Raw genomic sequence first — 17,410 nt, 5'->3', positions numbered from 1 at the left:
TTAATTAGCAGTATCCCACCATACTCTACCCTTGATATCGTCCGGCGTGCTGAATCCACTTACTTTCACCATACTCTCGATAGCTGCCAGCCTGTTTGCATAGTTCAGGTCAGATACTGAAGGATAGCTGACTGCGAAGCGCCGCGGCATCACTTTTTCATCGCTGTCTACTACAACAGGTTCACGCTGCAGAATGTTACCTGTCTTAGACGGGAAACCAGTACGCTTGATTGTAGCCCATGCTTCGTTCTGGTTTCTGAAACTGTTAATGTACTCCTGCACGCAGATCTGTTCCAGTGCATTGGCGGGATCATATTTTACACCGGTTTGCGCAAGGTACGCAGCTACTTCAGCAGCTGACAATGCTTTATAACCGTTGACGCCGGCTATCTTACCCATGCGGTCATATGCACTGACAGATGCCGTAATACCTGCATAATACAGGCCTTGTGCATCTTCATTTGTAAGTCCTCTTACAGCCAGTTCTGCACGCATAAAGCATACATCGGCATATGTAATGATAGGGAATGTAATTGAATGCAGTGCAGTAGGATTATAAAATAATGAGTCCTGGATTTCAGATACCCATCTCTTTTTTACGGATGCGCCCTTGTAACTAAACTTCAGTTCAGAATAGTAATAGTTAACAGTTGAATCTTTGGATTTATCCGGGTTTGCAAACTGTCCCCTATACTGTTTTCCATCCCACTTTACGGAATCAGGTATTATTTTCTGCGCGTGAGCAGAGTCAAATTCATCTTTGGTAAACGATGGCTGGAAGAAGATCCTGATGCGGGGATCGGCTGTATTGGCCATGAAATCAACATAATTCCTGGCGCCTGATACATTACCGTTACTTTCGGGATTATAGTTACCTCCCTTTGCGTAAGTAATTGCACTTTCAAACTGCCAGTTCTCATCATTAGAGCTGATCAAACCACCATCATCGGCCAGGATCTCCTGTACCAGTGATTGCATTTTTGCCGCATCCCTGTTTACGAGACGCATAGCCAGTCTTAAGCGCAGACTGTTTGCCGCCTTGATCCAGTAACTGATCTTACCCCCGAAGTAAACATCCTGGCTACCCAGGTTAGCCTGTGCTACAGTTGGACTGGATTTCAGGATGGCAACGCTTCTTTTCAGCTGCGCCTGCAGGGTATCGAACAGGACATCCTGTGCATCGTATTTAGGTGTGAGCAACCCGGTATAGCGGGCCAGGAAAGCTTCGGTATATGGAATGCTCCCCTGCACATCAGATACATAGCTGGCATAATAAGCCATGGGGATGTAAGTGATGGCGTGCAGGTAAGTGTACTTTATACGATCATCGCCAGATTTTTTCTCAATCAGCTGCTGCACATCTTTCAGCTGGTTACCTACGTGGGTATAGAAGTTGCTGTAACGCTGATTCAGGTTACCAGTACCGTCGTATACTGTAGCCGGGGCGCCGTTCATGGCTACAAATGTTTGTGTCCAGTAGTACATGGCCCTGTTGTAATCGTAGTAGTATTCAAAATCTGCGCTATTAATGGCCGTCAATGCTGATGTAAACTCCAGTTCAGGCGCTACAGTCAATACATCATCCGGATCTGTGTTCATATCAGCAAATTTCTCCCGGCTGCAACTGATCATACATGTAGCAACTGACAGTAGCAGGAATATATATTTAATGCTATTCATCTTTAACTAGTTTTCTGATTAAACAAATCACACCTTAGAAGCTGCCCCAGATCTGGAAGCCGATGTTGCGGATATAAGGCATTGCGGATACTTCCTGGAATGCATCAGATCCACTGCTGTTCAGGTTATCAGGATTCACATGGTCTTTGGCACTATTGTACAGGTACATGATGTTATTACCTATTACGGAGAAGCGCAGTCCATTCAGTTTCAGTTTTGCTGCTACCTTGTTGGGCATATCGTAGGTAAGGCTTACCTGTTGCAGTGATATCCATGAAGAGGTGAACATAGAAGATTCACGAATACCATTGCCCCAGCTATGTGTGTTCTGATAGTAAGCGAATGAGTTAGTAGGATTGATCCATCCCTTGTCATATGCATCTTTCATTGTCAGACCAGAGAGGTCGTGGGATGCGCCATCGAGGCCAGTTACAACTGTACCATCTTTATACACCCCGTCTATGATCATACCGGTTTCCATTTCCACACCTGATGCATTGGTGAATTTGATACCACCCAGTTTGGTATTCCTGGATGGAAGAGTGCTCTTCATGCTACCTAACCAGCTACCCAGATCATGTGTGAATGAATAGACTTTACCACCGAACTTGCTATCGAGGACAAAGCCTAACTGCCATTGTTTATAGTTAAAGTTATTGCGCCAGTTGCCCAGGAAATCAGGGGTAATGTTACCTACAGCCGGGCTTTTGGTGAGACCATCATTATAGTTTTGTGCTCTTACATATACGGAGGAACCTTTCGCATTTGTCATGCTAAGCACTCTTTTTCCATTGTTTTCACTATGCTTGCCATCAGGGCTATTATAGATTGCATAACCATAGTTAGCGATGATGGTGCCATAGTCACCTCCTTTCTTCGCAATTACATTGAAACCGTCTCCGCCACCCAGCGATACATAATCCAGGTTGTATGGCAGGTCCAGTACCTTGTTCCTGTTGCGGGTATAGTTGAAGTAAGTATCCCATGAGAAGTTCTTCGTCTTGATTGGCGTAGCATTCAGGCGAATTTCCCAACCACGGTTACGTACCTTACCACCATTGATCAGCGTTGCACTTACACCGGATTCGATCGGTGATGAGAAACTGATGATCTGGGCTTTGCTATCCTGGTTATAGAAGGTGATATCTGCACCCAGCCTGTTCTTGAAGAATTTCAACTCGATCCCTGTTTCGAACTTGTGAGAGCGGGTAGGCAGCAATGACTGGTTAGGCAATGTATTGGAGCTATAGCTATAGCTGGCTATTCCATTGTAAGACCCATTCGCAGTATAAGCACCTGTGTTAGCCGTATAGTTGGTAGTACCACCACCTACGCTGGCAAATGATGCGCGTAGTTTTCCATAGTCAAATGCTTTAGGCAGTTTGAAATTGTCTGTAAAGATCCAGGACACATCAGCGCCAGGATAGAAGTAAGAATAGGCGCCATGTCCATCGTTATATACGAGTGTAGAGTTCCAGTCATTTCTTCCATACAGGTTTAAGAAAAGGAATTCTTTATAACCCAGTTGAGCCTGTGCAAATGCAGAGCTGGATTGATATTTATTGGGTGCACTTTCGCTGACAGTGCTAATTGCTTTAGAGTTTGACAAGCGGTATACATCCGGCAGAATATAGCCTTCCATTGATGCGCTCATACTTGACTGAATGCCCCGGTTTATTTCAGCACCAGCTTGTACCATCAGGCTGAAGAAAGGGCTCAGGTCGTTCGTATACACGAGGCTTGACTGGTAGCGCTCTATTGTTTTGTTGGTATTGCTTACATGATATTTAGGATTACCGAATCCGACATCCTGTCCTCTTTCTTTGTTATCCCAATTGGTACCGATGTAGTTGATACTTGCCAAACCCTGCCATCTCAGGTGATTGGTCAGATCTGCTTTCAGGTCAATGCTACCTCTGAAGTTACTTTCGGTCTGTGTCATTTTATTCTCCAGCAGCGGGAACCACACATAGGAGGTCATGCCACTTGGATCACTTTGGTTGACGCCGCCATTGGCCTTGTCGATGTAGTTCGACATCCAGTATTTGGTATCGTAGTTACGGGTACCACCATATACGAAATTCTTCATGGTACCATAGTTGGCACCTACGTTTGCAGGGTTTATAGCTGTACTCTGAACATAAGTTACGTTTGCATCTACCATCAGTACGTTTGCAATCTTGGTAGTACCACGGAAAGCAAGGTTATTACGACTCATGTCGTTGTTTGGCGTTACGCCTTCGGAGTACAGATTGGAGTAAGATAAGCGGTAAGTACCCAGGTCACTGCCATTAGATAAACCGACATTGAAGTTCCTGGTGATGCCTGTGCGAAATGCATCCAGGATATTATGTGGACGAGGATTGTTCTGGATGGTTTTGCCGGTAACATCGATGACGGTCTGACCGGTCATTTCAGGGCCAAAGTTGTAACCATAAGTATCAGGATTGATCTTCAGGTTACCATTCGCATCTTTAGAGAAGTCAGTCAGGCCATAACCTGAGCCAAACTGGTTCTGAAAGTCTACTGTTTTATAAGGTGTAGCGGCGTAGATATCTGCGCTAACGTTTACACCTAAACCTTTTTGTTTAAATCCTTTTTTTGTTTTGATGAGGATCACCCCATTGGAAGCGCGGCTACCGTACAATGCAGTTACGGCGCCACCTTTCAGCACGCTGATAGATTCGATATCGTCAGGGTTAATGTCTTTGAGAATGTTACCCATATCCTGGTCGCTGCCTTTGTTTGGCATGATTACATCCTGGTCCATGATGATATCGTCTACCACTACGAGTGGCTGGTTGCCATATGGATCAAGAGATGCGCTACCCCTGATAAGGAAGCGGGTAGTACCCTGGGGGCCACCGATACCTGATTGAACCTGTAAGCCGGGTACCATACCCTGCAGGGCGGCAATGGGGTTGATGGGCGTAGCTTTCAGAATGTCTGCACCGCCTACCGTTGCGGTGGCATAGCCTAAGGTACTCTTGTTACGGGTTTCACCTAATCCGGTAACCACGACCTCGCCGAGTGCACCTGTCTTGGTCACCATCACTATTTTGAGCGGTTCCCCCGATCCTGCAACCATTTCTTTCTGCTCCATACCAATAAAAGAAAATACGAGGGTAGCACCAGCCGGACCATCCAGCACGAAGCTACCATCTGCTTTGGTTGAAGTTCCTTTTTGCGCGCCTTTGATCCTTACGGAAACACCTGGCAGCGGATTACCTTTTTCATCCTTTACCACACCTGTGATCACCTGGCGGGGAGCCAGCGCAGGCGAGATGAGCCGCTTAGGAGTTAAAATGATCGTATTGTCTTCAATTTTGTAATTGATGGGCTGATCCCTGAGGCAGATATTCATCGCCTCTTCGATGCTTGCATCTTTTACAGAAATGTTCACCGGTCTTGCATTTTCAAGCAAGCGGGCATCGTACCAAAAGAGATAACCTGTTTGATCCTTAATAGAGTTCAGCACGCTGGACAGTGCCACATTCCTGCCGGAATAGGTGACCTTTTGTGAGAAACTCTTTGCATGAATCTGGAGGCAGCAAGCTAATATCATATAAGTAGCCAGGCGCATGATCAGAAAGGTTTGGGAAGACAGAAAACGGCTGCCAGGCCAGGCTTTGCCGTGCATGGATAAATTCATACCTTGAGTAGGTTTTGGTTACAAAATGAAATAGTTCTTCATGATGGCTATATGCATATAGCCAGACCAGACTACGGCCGGGATTGTTGCAGCAATTCCGGCTTCCTTATTAGAGTCCGAATAAAAATTTAGTGATTCATTTGATGACAGCTCATAATGATGATTTAGTTTTTGGTTAGATTATTAGATAGATATAGACAATGCTATGGTGTAACGGTAATGGTATTTCCCTCCATCTTAAAATTGACCTGGCTATAGCTCAGGATCTTCAAATTGGTTGATAAACCCGCTGTTCTTTTTAACTCTCCGACGAACCGAAAATCGGGTATAGGACCTTCGAAATTGACTTCTACATCATACCAACGGGCCAGCTGGCGCATAACGGTTTGTAAATCGGCCTGATTGAATTTAAAATAACCGTTCTTCCATGCGATAGCGCTCTCAATATCTGCAGTATTTAACAGATCGAGCTTACCGTCTTTTTGTAATTGTAACTGTTGTCCCGGCTGTAAAACTTTGGCTTGCCCATCGGCTGAAACCTTGACCAGGCCTTCTATTAAGGTTGTTTGAATTTGTTTTTCATCCGGATAAGCCATGACGTCGAAACTGGTGCCCAGCACATCTATTTGCATGGCCCCTACCTTTACCAGGAAAGGTTTAGCTGCATCTTTCTGCACTTCAAAATAGGCTTCCCCTGTTAGTTCCACTGTCCTGTTGTTTCCATTGAATATTGTCGGAAAGCGCAGGGAGGATAAGGCATTGAGCCATACCTGCGTACCATCCGGCAGTGTGACCTGGAACTGGCCTCCGCGTGGTGTGCTGATTTTATTGTATAGAACTTTGTTGCTGTTATTAGCCGCATTATAAGTGAGCTTGCCTCCTGCCGCTTTGACAATGGAGGTACCACCCTGTTGTGCGATTTGTTTGTTGCCCATGCTATCCAGTACAATGGTAGATCCGTCTGCCAGTGTCAGGAGGGCCTTGTCTCCACCCGGCATAATATCATGCACGGTTTGTGTATGTGCAAGGGGCTTGCTCTTGTAAGACTTCCACAGGAATCCGCCCCGGGCTGCTGCCAGGATGATGACAACGGCTGCTGCATAGCGTATCCAGCGGAAAGGTCTTTTTTCCATCCTTACAACCAGCGGTTTCGTTTCCTGTGCCTGGAAAATGGCAGTTGTAATGGCTGCAATGGTGCTCACAGGTAGTTCCATTTCAGGAACTTTATCATGTGCCTGTGCAATTAACTGTCTGGCTTTCCCCTCGTTCTCCGGTTGCTGCATCAGGTAGCTAAGCTCAGCTACTTCTGCTTCGGTAGCCTGCTCATTCATGCAGCGATTGAATAACTCTTCCAGACGGTTTAATTGATCCATTATTAGTATTGACGCTTTAAAAATGGGTTTGGGGGGTACGGGCGAAAAAAAATTTTTACCAGCCCAGCCAGATGATGATCATCAGCAGGTCCAGGTTGGCCATACAGAAAGCCCGGATGTTTTTCATCGCCTGTTCCAGATTAGATTTAACGGTTTCGGGAGAGATGTTCATAGCAGCCGCAGCGGCATCCCTTTTCATCCCTTCCTTTTTGATCAGTATATAGGTTTGCTGCTGTCGCTCCGGTAAGCGGCGGATCGCTTTTTCAAGCAAGTTTTCATATTCCCTGTCCTGCACCACTTCTTCTGTAGTGTTGACTGCCGGTGTCCGTTCTTCCAGATCGGTATCACTAATGCTCAGTACATCCCTTTGTTGCTGACGGAGCGTGCTATAGATCATGTTCGTGGAGACGGTATGCAGAAATGCGGGAAAGTTGACAATTTCTTCCAACATTTCTCTTTTCAACCAGATCTTCAGAAATACATCCTGCACGATTTCTTCCGACAATGGTACCGACCGGGTAAGCCGGTATGCTACGGAATATACACTTTTATGATAATGAGCAACCAGCAATGCAAATGCTGCCTGATCACCGGATGCAATGCTTTGAAAGAAGGCAGTATCTAATAGTGGCCTTGTCATGTGTTGGTTGAAACTGGTAGCTGCACGCAACTGTGAAATCAATTGTATTCGCAACCCGGATAAAAATACAAAAATCCACGTTTCGGCAAGGGCATAAAAAAGAGGTTGTATCATTTTTTTGATACAACCTCTTTTCATCTGAAAATGGCTTTCATTACCGGTGGCGAATTTCCTCTTTCATGAGTGTTTTTATCTTAATCCGGGTGTTAGTATAATTTGGGGGCTGCATTCAGCATCGGGAAATCCCGCTGATGCCAGTAAGGATATACCGGGGGTACCTCACTTACTTTGTCCAGTCGCTTCACCTGGTCCAGGCTCAGGTTCCAGCCTACGGCGCCGAAGTTCTGTTTCAGCTGGTCTTCGTTCCGGGCGCCAATGATGATATTGGAAACAGTGGGTCTTTGCAGCAGCCAGTTAATAGCCACCTGTGCCACGGTTTTCTCTACTTCTTTGGCGATTGCTTCCAGCTCGTCGATGATGTTATAAAACACATCGTCGGTGATGGCAGATGCCGGAATAGGGCTACCTCCCTGTGCTACCCTTGCATCAGCAGGGGCGGGCTGGTTACGGCGGTATTTACCACTTAAGCGACCAGCTGCCAGCGGGCTCCATACAATTGTACCCACGTTCTGATCTATACCCAGTGGCATCAGTTCCCATTCAAAATCCCTGTTCACCAGTGAATAATAGGCCTGGTGAGCGATATACTTAGACCAGCCAAATCTTTCGGAGATAGAGAGTGATTTCATGAGGTGCCAGCCGGAGAAATTGGAGCAGGCAATGTAACGCACCTTACCGCTCTGTACCAGGGTATTCAGGGCATTCAGCGTCTCCTCTACGGGGGTATTGGCATCAAAGCCATGCAGGTGATATACATCGATATAATCAGTACCCAGTCTTTTCAGGCTGGCTTCTGCGCTCCTGATCAGATGAAAGCGGGAAGAACCATAGTCGTTCACGCCTTCGCCCAGGGGGAAGGTGGCCTTGGTAGAAATCAGTACCTGGTCGCGCAGCCCTTTCAGCGCCTTACCCAGGATCTCTTCTGAGGCACCTGCTGAATACACATTGGCAGTATCAAAAAAATTGACACCAGCCTCTAAACAGATATCTATCAGGCGACGCGCTTCTTCTACCTGCGTGCTACCCCATGCTTTAAAAAATTCATTGCCACCACCAAAGGTGGCTGTCCCAAAACTCAATACGGGTACTCTTAATCCAGATCCACCTAATTGTCTGTATTCCATAGTTTCAAAACTTTTTGTCTGTCTATAAAATTAAGCTCCCCGCTTAGAAAAACCCGTTTACTATCTAGTTAAATAGTAATTAAAAAAGGTTGTATTCATAAGAATGATACAACCTTTTTTAAGTAAGATTTCAGTTATTGCTGACTATTCTTCGTCATCTTCATCATCACCAAATTCGTCTTCATCCAGCCATTCCAGGTAAGCATAATACCAGCTTTCCAGTTCATCCAGCAGCTCTTCTTTTTTAGCCGGATCGTTCTTGAAGAACTCCTCTACATTGTCGATTTCATGAACGATATCGATGTATGCACTTTCTTCATCTTCTTCTACACGCTTAGCGAAGAAACGAGGCTGCTCTGTATGGAAGATATATTCGTTATCAGGATCCGTCACTGGATCGTCTGCGATCATAAACTTGGGTAACTTAGCCATAGTAATTTTATTTTTTTTGATGATGTAAAACAAATGTATTGTAAATATATCATTCAACGAACATGCCAGCCTAATCCATTAAATTCCAGCTCATCAGCACAGGTACTGGCACCAAAATTGGATATTCTCATGTATAAAAAATCTGATATTATGAAACCAAAAACAATACGTGCAGGTATAGTGGCTATGACCATTACTGCTGCTGCTTTGCTCTCCAGCCATGCGGGTATGGCGCAGGGTATAGACAGTACTGCTAAGAAAGTGGGGAATAAGACAGCTTCTGTTGCTGTAAAGGGTGCCAGTATGGTAGCAGATAAGGTATACAAGGGCAAGGAAGGCCCCGGTGGGCAGACTGTATATATCAATAAAAAAGACCAGAAATATTATGTAGATGGGAAGGGGAAAAAGATCTACCTGAAACCATCTGAGATCAGGGATAAGAAAGATTAATTCGTACACATAAAAAGGGCTGCCCATCTGAGGTCAGCCCTTTGCTATTGATTAGCTTAATTCACTTAGTTCTAACCAGCGCATCCCTTTTTCGTCCAGCAAATTGATCACTTCTCCAACGCGGCGCGCCATGGGTTCCAGATCTGCATATGGTACATCCCCTGCTGCCATCTTTGCATCCAGGTTTTCTTTTTCTTTCTCCAGGTCAGCAATTTCCTTTTCCAGCATTTCCAGTTCACGCTTTTCCTTGAAGGTCATTTTGCGCCCTTTCTCTGCCGGTGCTGCAGCGGGTGCAGCCTCCACGACCGGAGCAACAGGTGCTACTTTTTGTTCTTCTTTTTCACGTTCCGGCCTATCTTTTTCCCATTCACGATACTGGGTATAGTTGCCCGGGAAGTCACTCACCACCCCTTGTCCTTCAAATACAAACAGGTGATCTACCAGTTTATCCATGAAATAACGGTCGTGGCTCACGATGATCAGACATCCCTGGAAATCCAGCAGGAAGTCTTCCAGGATGCTCAGCGTAGGCAGATCCAGGTCGTTCGTAGGCTCATCCAATACCAGGAAGTTCGGGTTGCGGAAGAGTATGCTCAACAAGTGTAATCTTCTCTTCTCTCCACCACTCAGTTTAGAGATGTAGGTATACTGCTTTTCCGGTGGGAAGAGGAATAACTGTAAGAACTGGGCCGCACTTACTTTTGTACCATCTGCAAGGGGGAAGTTTTCGGCGATATTCTTCACGAATTCAATCACCCGCATATCTTCTTTAATTACCAGTCCACGCTGATCGTAGTTTCCGAATACAATCGTTTCCCCGGTATTGATCTTTCCGGAATCAGGTTGTTCCAGTCCCAGCAACATGTTGAGGAATGTGGATTTACCCACACCGTTCTTTCCAACCACACCTACGCGTTCTCCTCTTTTGAAAGTATAGTCGAAGCCTTTCATTATCTGTAAATCACCGTAGGCCTTATAGACTTTTTTCATTTCGATGATCTTGCCACCCAGGCGGGTCATCTTTACATTGAGTTCCAGCTGCTGTTTTTCCAGTTTTACGCTGGCTTTTTCTTTTACTTCGGTAAAGGCATCGATCCGGGATTTGGACTTGGTGGTACGGGCTTTGGGCTGCTTGCGCATCCATTCCAGTTCCTTGCGGAACACGTTGCGGGCTTTTTCCACACTGGATTTGGCCATTTCTTCGCGGGTAGCTTTCTTTTCCAGGTAGTTCTCGTAATCGCCTTTGTATATAAACAGCTGTTGCTGATCCAGCTCCATAATTTCATTACACACGCTATCGAGGAAGTAACGGTCGTGGGTTACGAGCAGCAGGGTTACTTTCTCCTGGTCCAGGTAGTTTTCCAGCCATTCGATCATGCTTACATCCAGGTGGTTGGTCGGTTCATCCATGATGAGCAGGGTATGCCTGTGTTCAAAGCCGATATCGATGAGTACCTTAGCCAGCGCTACTCTCTTTACCTGGCCACCGGACAGGCTGCCCATCAGCTGTTCCATATGGTGGATGTTCAGCTTGCCGAGGATCTGTTTTACCTTGGAATCAAAATGCCAGGCGTTCAGCTCATCCATACGTTCGATTGCTTTGGTCAGCTTATCGAGGTCTGGTTCCTCACCTTCTTCAGTCAGCATTTCGTAATCCCTGATAGCGGAAAGCACAGGGTGTCCTTGTGAGAATATGTGTTGGGAGATGGTTTCTCCGGGATTGAAAGCGTTTTGCTGTTCCAGCATTACTACTGTTACATCTTTATGGATCCAGACAGTGCCGGCATCGGGGGTTTCCTGGCCGCAGAGGATGCGGAGCAGGGTGGATTTACCGGTACCATTCAGCGCCACCAGGGCGATTTTGTCACCTTCTTCGATATGGAAAGAAATATCTTTAAATAAGGGGCCTGCGCCATAGGCCTTAGTCAGGCCTTCTACTGTAACATAATGCATAGGGCGAAGTTATAAAAAAACCCCGGGCGGTCGGCCCGGGGTCATAAAGATATTGCTGTATAGATTAGAAATCATAGTAAAGCTGTCTGAAGCTGGCTCTGAGGCCCAGCGTATATAGAAACTCCGTTCTTTTCCACTGATTGTTCTTTTCCTGCCTGGCTGTTATTCCTGCTTCCAAACGAAGGTTGTATTTGGGGTTCAGCAGGTAGGCGACTGAGCCCTGTACATTCGTAAGCGTAGTTTTTAAGCCCTGACCTATATGATTACCATAATCTTCGGCACGTGTGTTATAGGATTCATTTATATTATGACCATAGTTGATGCCAGCTGAATCCAGACCATATTTTGCATAAGTAATCTGTCCACGCAGGAAGATGCGCTTGTATCTATAGTCTGCAATATTCACCCATTCTACGAAGTTAGCACCGAGCGGGTGTGCCAGTGGTTGTGCATAATGTCCGTAGTTATTGAGGGTCGTCCGCTGGGAATAGGTGTAAGGCCTTGCCGCATTGACTTCTGAGAGCACATTCAGGTTAGGTACCTTAAAAATATTATTAGACCTGAAACCGAGCTGACCCCCGTATTTATTGGCCCACCAACCGCTATTGCCGGTTATTTCACTAAATTTAAATTCATCCAGGATAAACTGGCCATAAATAGTTGTATTAACGGATGGCGCATATTTCAGGTTGATTCCCATTAATGCGTTATCAGGTGAGCCTACAGAAAACTCAACCGGGCGTAAGAATACAATAGGGTTCAGATAGCTTGCGTCAAAACCTCTCTTTCCGGAAGAATCGCTATCCTGCCAGATCACAGCTTCAAATAAGCCTACAGAGAATTTCTTGCTTACATTCCAGTCAAGGTAGTTGAATACCCCCCATTTTTTTCTATAACCGGTACCGTAAGAAGCTTTAGGGTACTGCATATCCACAAATTGCGCCCACATAGTGGTATACTGTACGCGACCCACGTTTGCAATTATTTTCAAAAAGGGATAATTGAAAGAGGCGTCAGACAAGAGCATAGAGCGATAACCATCGCCAATAAAGTTCTTATCATAGCCCAGCTGGAAATCAAAATGACGGCCAGCTTTATAATTGATCAATGCAGAAGAATAGGCGTAATCAAATGCTGATCCATTTTTAAAATCTTTCCATTGGCCTTGTCCGGGGATAACGAGGTTCTTACGGGCAAATTCGTCAATATAGGTGGCAAACTTTCCCTGGTTTTCATAAAATTCGGCCTTGAATGTAAGGTTCTTTCCTATAGTACCACCGGCAATGACTCCACGTGTATTGAGCCATGTACGACCTCTGGAATTACTGTGGCCCAGCTGAAAATCAGGCAGAATGCTGGCATAGAATGTAAAATCATCTTCTCTCACTTCAAGCAGGTGTTCCCGAAATAGCTTCCGGTAAAGCCAGCTCTTTTTTGATAATGTATCGCCCTTAGGCAAATCGAATACAGGTTGGATGCTGTAATCACGTTGAGAAGAATGGTAATTGAGAGAGTCAGTGGATGACTTGTAGAGTCCCAGTGAATATTGATTACCCACACTCTGAGCATTCACGGGAAGAATTGCAGCCATAACTCCTAAGAATAACAGGACCGCTGGGGTGATCGAACTTTTTAACATAAATTTTAATTTGCTTGCCAGCTGCAAATATATCTGCTTTCCGTTGAATAACATCTGGTACACATTAAAATAGAATTATAATTGACATTAGCTTACTGCTTATTTAAGAGCTCGTAATCAATTTTCACTTATAAACTACAAATGAAGATAACAATTAGCGATGGTTGGTAATTAAACATTTTGGGAAAATATTAGTCTATCTAATGAGAGTAGTATTTTTTAAACATCGACCTATTAGTTGTTATGCGAATACTTTCACCAATTGTACTATTTGTGTACAATCGTCCTTTTCATGCAGAACAAACACTGGAAGCATTATCAAATAACTTCCTTGCAGATCAATCGACACTGTACATTTATTGCGACGGACCGAAAGCGAATGAGACTTCTGAAGTATTGGAAAACATTAAACTTGTAAGAGAAGTATGCGAAAAAAAGCAATGGACCAAAGAAGTAATTATAATTAAGAGGGAGCAGAATTCCGGACTGGCTAATTCCATCACGAATGGTGTAACAGAGCTTATCAATAAATATGGCCGGGTCATTGTATTGGAGGATGACCTCGTCACTTCTCCGGGATTTCTAACTTATATGAACGATGCGCTGGACAAATATGCTGACACTGAAAGGGTAATGCACATCAGCGGATATTGGTTCCCGGTAAAGAAAACGGGTTCTCTTTTACCAGAAACTTTCTTTTACAGAGCTACCAGTTGTTGGGGATGGGCGACATGGAAAAGGGCATGGCAAAAACTGGAAACTGATCCTGTTGCGTTAAAAGACAAGATAACGTCAATACCTAAAGGAAGCAGAAAATTCAATATTGAGAATTCATATTCTCACCTGGTACAACTGGAAGATAACATTACCGGGAAGATTAATACATGGGCAGTGAAATGGTACGCCACCGTATTCTTAAATAATGGTCTTTGTTTGCATCCGAATCTCTCGCTGGTCAACAATATTGGATTCGATAACAGTGGCACCCATTGTGGCAGCACCTCCCTTTACTATTGGCCTCAAACCGACAGGACCATTCAACTAAATGAGATCCGGCTGGAAGAGAGCCAACAGTCTATCAAAATGGCAAAGCAGTTTCATAAGAAACTTCAAATTACCCTTCTGAAAAGGATTAAAAGGAAAGCTTTTCGTATGCTTGGAATACCAACTCAACAATAGTGTTTTTCAGCTTATGACTAAAGATAATTATGTAGTTCATTTTCCTTCAGCTGTTCTGCGATCTTCTTGATCTCTTGTTCCAGAGACTTCGGGTAGATCAACAATACGTTTTTATTGTCGATGACAATATAATCTTTCAGCCCCCGGATCACGGCAAGTTTATCTTTAGGCAGTTGTATAATACAGTCTGCTGTGTCTTCCAGTTGATGTTCACCTGCAGGGATCACATTATTAGCCGGATTTTTCTCCATCACCTGATACAGAGAAGCCCATGTACCCAAATCACTCCAGCCGAAATCAACAGGCATTGTTGAAACATTATCTGCCTTTTCCATGATTGCGTAATCAATAGAGATCTTAGGTGTGTTCTTATAATGCGTATTTATGAAGTCTTGTTCTCCGGATGTGTTGTAGTAAGGAATGCCTTCCTTAAATATATCATACAATTCTTTTGAATACTGTTCGAACGCGCGCATGATTGTATTTACATTCCAGATGAAGATACCTGCATTCCAAACGTAATTCCCATCTGCCAGAAATTCCTTTGCCTTTTCCAACACAGGCTTCTCGGTAAATCTCAGAACTTTACAGATCTTACTTCCCGGTGTTTTTTCGAAATTAATATATCCGTAGCCAGTATCAGGTCTGGTTGGTGTAATACCTAAGGTGAGCAGGATATCCTGTTTGGCTACTATTTCCAGTGATTCATTGATATCCTTTACAAACTGTGCTTCATTCAGGATAAAATGATCTGAAGGTGCAATAACCATACATGCATCAGGATCTAATGCCAATGCTTTGAATGTAGCATAAGCAATTCCGGGAGCAGTATTGTTGCGACAAGGTTCACAGAGGATGTTTTTCTCTTCTATTTCCGGCAGATGCTCTAAAATGAGCCCATGGTACTCAGTACTGGTCACTACGAAGATATTTTCCTGCGGGCAGACCTTCAGAAAACGTTCATAGGTTAACTGCAATAGGGATTTTCCTACACCAAGTATATCGATGAACTGCTTGGGGCAAGCCTGTCTGCTTTGCGGCCAGAAGCGGCTTCCCACTCCACCAGCCATAATAAATACATAGTTGTGATTTTTCATAATCAGTTTTTCCATTTAAGATGTTGCACTTCCTGATAAACGGCGGTGATGCCTTCTTTTAGTCCTATCTTAGCTTTCCATCCCAATCCATGCAACTTTGAAACATCCATTAATTTGCGTGGGGTACCATCAGGTTTAGAAGAGTCGAAGACTAATCTTCCTTCATAGCCTACAATTTCTTTTATCATCCTGGCAAGGTCTAATATACTTAGATCTTCTCCTACTCCAATATTTACAAGCCCTTCTTCATTGTAATGCTGCATGAGATAAAAACAAGCATCTGCCATATCATCTGCATGCAGGAATTCGCGAAGTGGGGAGCCTGAACCCCAGATCACGACTTCAGGTGTACCAGCCTCTTTTGCTTCATGAAATTTGCGTAGTAATGCTGGTAATACGTGGGAGTTTTTCAGGTCGTAATTATCATTAGGGCCATAAAGGTTAGTAGGCATTACCGAGATAAAGTTACAACCATATTGTGCTCTGTAGGCATCACACATTTTGATCCCTGCTATCTTGGCAATAGCATAAGGTTCATTGGTAGGTTCCAGCAGTCCGGTGAGGAGGTACTCTTCCTTCAGTGGTTGCGGCGCGAGTTTTGGATAGATACAGGAGGATCCGAGGAACATGAGTTTCTTCACGCCGCTTGTATAAGCTGAATGAATTACATTGTTCTGAATCATTAGATTTTCATAAATGAAATCTCCCTTGTATGTATTATTTGCCACAATGCCTCCCACCTTTGCAGCGGCCAGGAAAACGTAATCCGGTTGTTCCTGCTCAAAGAAAGTGGCCGTAGCCTGCTGATTACGCAGGTCCAGCTCTGAAGAGGTTCTTGTTACAATATTTTTAAATCCAGCCTTCTCCAATCTTCTCACAATGGCAGATCCTACCATTCCACGATGGCCTGCTACATATATTTTATCCAGTTGCTGCATAATGTCTATTCGAATTGATTTAATACTTTATAACCGGCATCTTTTAGCAATTTTTCGCGCTGGAACAGTTCCAGGTCAGCCAGTACCATTTCTTTCACCAGCATATCCAGATCGTATTTAGGTTTCCATCCCAATTTGGATTGTGCTTTGGCAGGATCGCCGATTAACAGTTCCACTTCTGTAGGGCGGAAATAACGGGGGTCAACCGCAACTACTTCTGTGCCTACTTTTACTCCTATCACATCAGGACTTACACTTTTAACAATACCTACCTCATCGACACCGGTTCCTTTAAATTCAACTTCAATACCAGCTATCGCAAATGCCTTGCTGATGAAATCTCTTACTAAGGTAGTGACTCCTGTGGCGATCACATAGTCTTCTGGTGTATCCTGTTGCAGCATCAGCCACATGGCTTCAACATAATCTTTTGCATGGCCCCAGTCACGCTTTGCATCCAGGTTACCCATGAACAGTTTATCCTGCATACCCAGTGCTATTTTGGCAACACCGCGGGTAATCTTTCTTGTTACAAAAGTTTCTCCTCTTAATGGGCTTTCATGGTTGAACAGGATGCCGTTGCAGGCATACATATCATATGCTTCGCGATAGTTCACAGTAATCCAGTAACCATACATTTTGGCAACACCATATGGAGAGCGAGGGTAAAATGGCGTACGCTCTGATTGAGGAACTTCCTGAACCAGACCATACAGCTCTGATGTAGATGCCTGATAGATTCTTGTTTTCTTAGTCAGACCCAACAGGCGTACTGCTTCAAGAATACGTAACACCCCTATACCATCAGCATTTGCAGTATACTCCGGTGTTTCAAAACTAACCTGCACATGACTCATTGCACCCAGGTTGTAAATCTCATCAGGTTGTGTTTGTTGGATGATACGAATGAGGTTAGTTGAATCTGTCAGGTCACCGTAGTGAAGCTGAAAATTCACCTTTTGTTCATGGGGATCCTGATAGAGATGATCAATACGGTCAGTGTTAAATAATGAGCTACGGCGTTTTATGCCATGTACAAAATATCCCTTCTTCAAAAGAAACTCTGTCAGATAAGCTCCATCCTGGCCCGTAATGCCTGTGATAAGTGCTATTTTCATTAATTCGGTTTTATA

Annotated in this window: 13 protein-coding genes; 2 read left to right on the top strand and 11 right to left on the bottom strand. The window is 44.4% G+C overall.

Annotated elements, in window-relative coordinates; genetic code table 11:
- The 6 genes from U0033_RS23005 to U0033_RS22980 form a co-directional block, all read right to left on the bottom strand.
- Nucleotides 1–1,680, bottom strand: coding sequence for a SusD/RagB family nutrient-binding outer membrane lipoprotein (locus tag U0033_RS23005; protein WP_072362920.1), 1,680 nt, complete (start codon nucleotides 1,678–1,680; stop codon nucleotides 1–3).
- A gap of 34 nt (nucleotides 1,681–1,714) precedes the next feature.
- On the bottom strand, nucleotides 1,715–5,332 hold the full coding sequence (locus U0033_RS23000) for a SusC/RagA family TonB-linked outer membrane protein (RefSeq protein WP_072362919.1): 3,618 nt from the start codon (nucleotides 5,330–5,332) through the stop codon (nucleotides 1,715–1,717).
- A gap of 203 nt (nucleotides 5,333–5,535) precedes the next feature.
- Nucleotides 5,536–6,705, bottom strand: a complete 1,170-nt coding sequence (locus U0033_RS22995) for a FecR family protein (protein WP_072362918.1) — start codon at nucleotides 6,703–6,705, stop codon at nucleotides 5,536–5,538.
- Between the two features lie 55 nt (nucleotides 6,706–6,760).
- The gene (locus U0033_RS22990) at nucleotides 6,761–7,459 is read right to left on the bottom strand and encodes an RNA polymerase sigma factor (protein WP_177318641.1); all 699 of its coding nucleotides are present in this window, start codon (nucleotides 7,457–7,459) and stop codon (nucleotides 6,761–6,763) included.
- Between the two features lie 92 nt (nucleotides 7,460–7,551).
- Nucleotides 7,552–8,589 carry an aldo/keto reductase gene (locus U0033_RS22985; protein ID WP_072362917.1) on the bottom strand — a complete coding sequence of 346 codons (1,038 nt, stop codon included), beginning with the start codon at nucleotides 8,587–8,589 and terminating at the stop codon, nucleotides 7,552–7,554.
- 144 nt (nucleotides 8,590–8,733) lie between these two features.
- Nucleotides 8,734–9,021 carry a hypothetical protein gene (locus U0033_RS22980; RefSeq protein ID WP_143150787.1) on the bottom strand — a complete coding sequence of 96 codons (288 nt, stop codon included), beginning with the start codon at nucleotides 9,019–9,021 and terminating at the stop codon, nucleotides 8,734–8,736.
- 150 nt (nucleotides 9,022–9,171) lie between these two features.
- Here U0033_RS22980 and U0033_RS22975 point away from each other — a divergent pair, with 150 nt between their 5' ends.
- Nucleotides 9,172–9,471 (top strand): hypothetical protein, encoded by a 300-nt coding sequence (locus tag U0033_RS22975; RefSeq protein ID WP_072362968.1) that lies wholly within the window; start codon nucleotides 9,172–9,174, stop codon nucleotides 9,469–9,471.
- 51 nt (nucleotides 9,472–9,522) lie between these two features.
- Here U0033_RS22975 and U0033_RS22970 read toward each other — a convergent pair whose 3' ends face one another.
- Together U0033_RS22970 and U0033_RS22965 are read right to left on the bottom strand one after the other, a co-directional pair.
- Nucleotides 9,523–11,424 (bottom strand): ABC-F family ATP-binding cassette domain-containing protein, encoded by a 1,902-nt coding sequence (locus U0033_RS22970; protein WP_072362915.1) that lies wholly within the window; start codon nucleotides 11,422–11,424, stop codon nucleotides 9,523–9,525.
- A gap of 64 nt (nucleotides 11,425–11,488) precedes the next feature.
- Nucleotides 11,489–13,015 (bottom strand): hypothetical protein, encoded by a 1,527-nt coding sequence (locus tag U0033_RS22965; protein ID WP_245801805.1) that lies wholly within the window; start codon nucleotides 13,013–13,015, stop codon nucleotides 11,489–11,491.
- Between the two features lie 291 nt (nucleotides 13,016–13,306).
- On the opposite strand from U0033_RS22965, the gene U0033_RS22960 reads away from it, so the two are divergent.
- Entirely contained in the window at nucleotides 13,307–14,242 is a 936-nt protein-coding gene (locus U0033_RS22960; RefSeq protein WP_072362914.1) for a glycosyltransferase, read from the top strand.
- Between the two features lie 17 nt (nucleotides 14,243–14,259).
- Here the strand turns inward: U0033_RS22960 and U0033_RS22955 are convergent, their stop codons facing one another.
- The 3 genes from U0033_RS22955 to gmd are packed head-to-tail and all read right to left on the bottom strand — an operon-like array spanning nucleotide 14,260 to nucleotide 17,395.
- Entirely contained in the window at nucleotides 14,260–15,339 is a 1,080-nt protein-coding gene (locus tag U0033_RS22955; RefSeq protein ID WP_072362966.1) for a mannose-1-phosphate guanylyltransferase, read from the bottom strand.
- Between the two features lie 2 nt (nucleotides 15,340–15,341).
- A complete protein-coding gene (gene fcl / locus U0033_RS22950; RefSeq protein ID WP_072362913.1) occupies nucleotides 15,342–16,277 on the bottom strand; it encodes a GDP-L-fucose synthase in 936 nt (311 codons plus the stop codon).
- A gap of 5 nt (nucleotides 16,278–16,282) precedes the next feature.
- The gene (gmd, locus tag U0033_RS22945) at nucleotides 16,283–17,395 is read right to left on the bottom strand and encodes a GDP-mannose 4,6-dehydratase (RefSeq protein ID WP_072362912.1); all 1,113 of its coding nucleotides are present in this window, start codon (nucleotides 17,393–17,395) and stop codon (nucleotides 16,283–16,285) included.
- Nucleotides 17,396–17,410 lie beyond the last annotated feature (15 nt).

The organism is Chitinophaga sancti (genome assembly GCF_034424315.1).
GTDB classification, from domain to species: domain Bacteria; phylum Bacteroidota; class Bacteroidia; order Chitinophagales; family Chitinophagaceae; genus Chitinophaga; species Chitinophaga sancti.
Note: the sequence above shows the minus strand (reverse complement) of the source record. Positions and strands in the feature narration are given on the sequence as shown.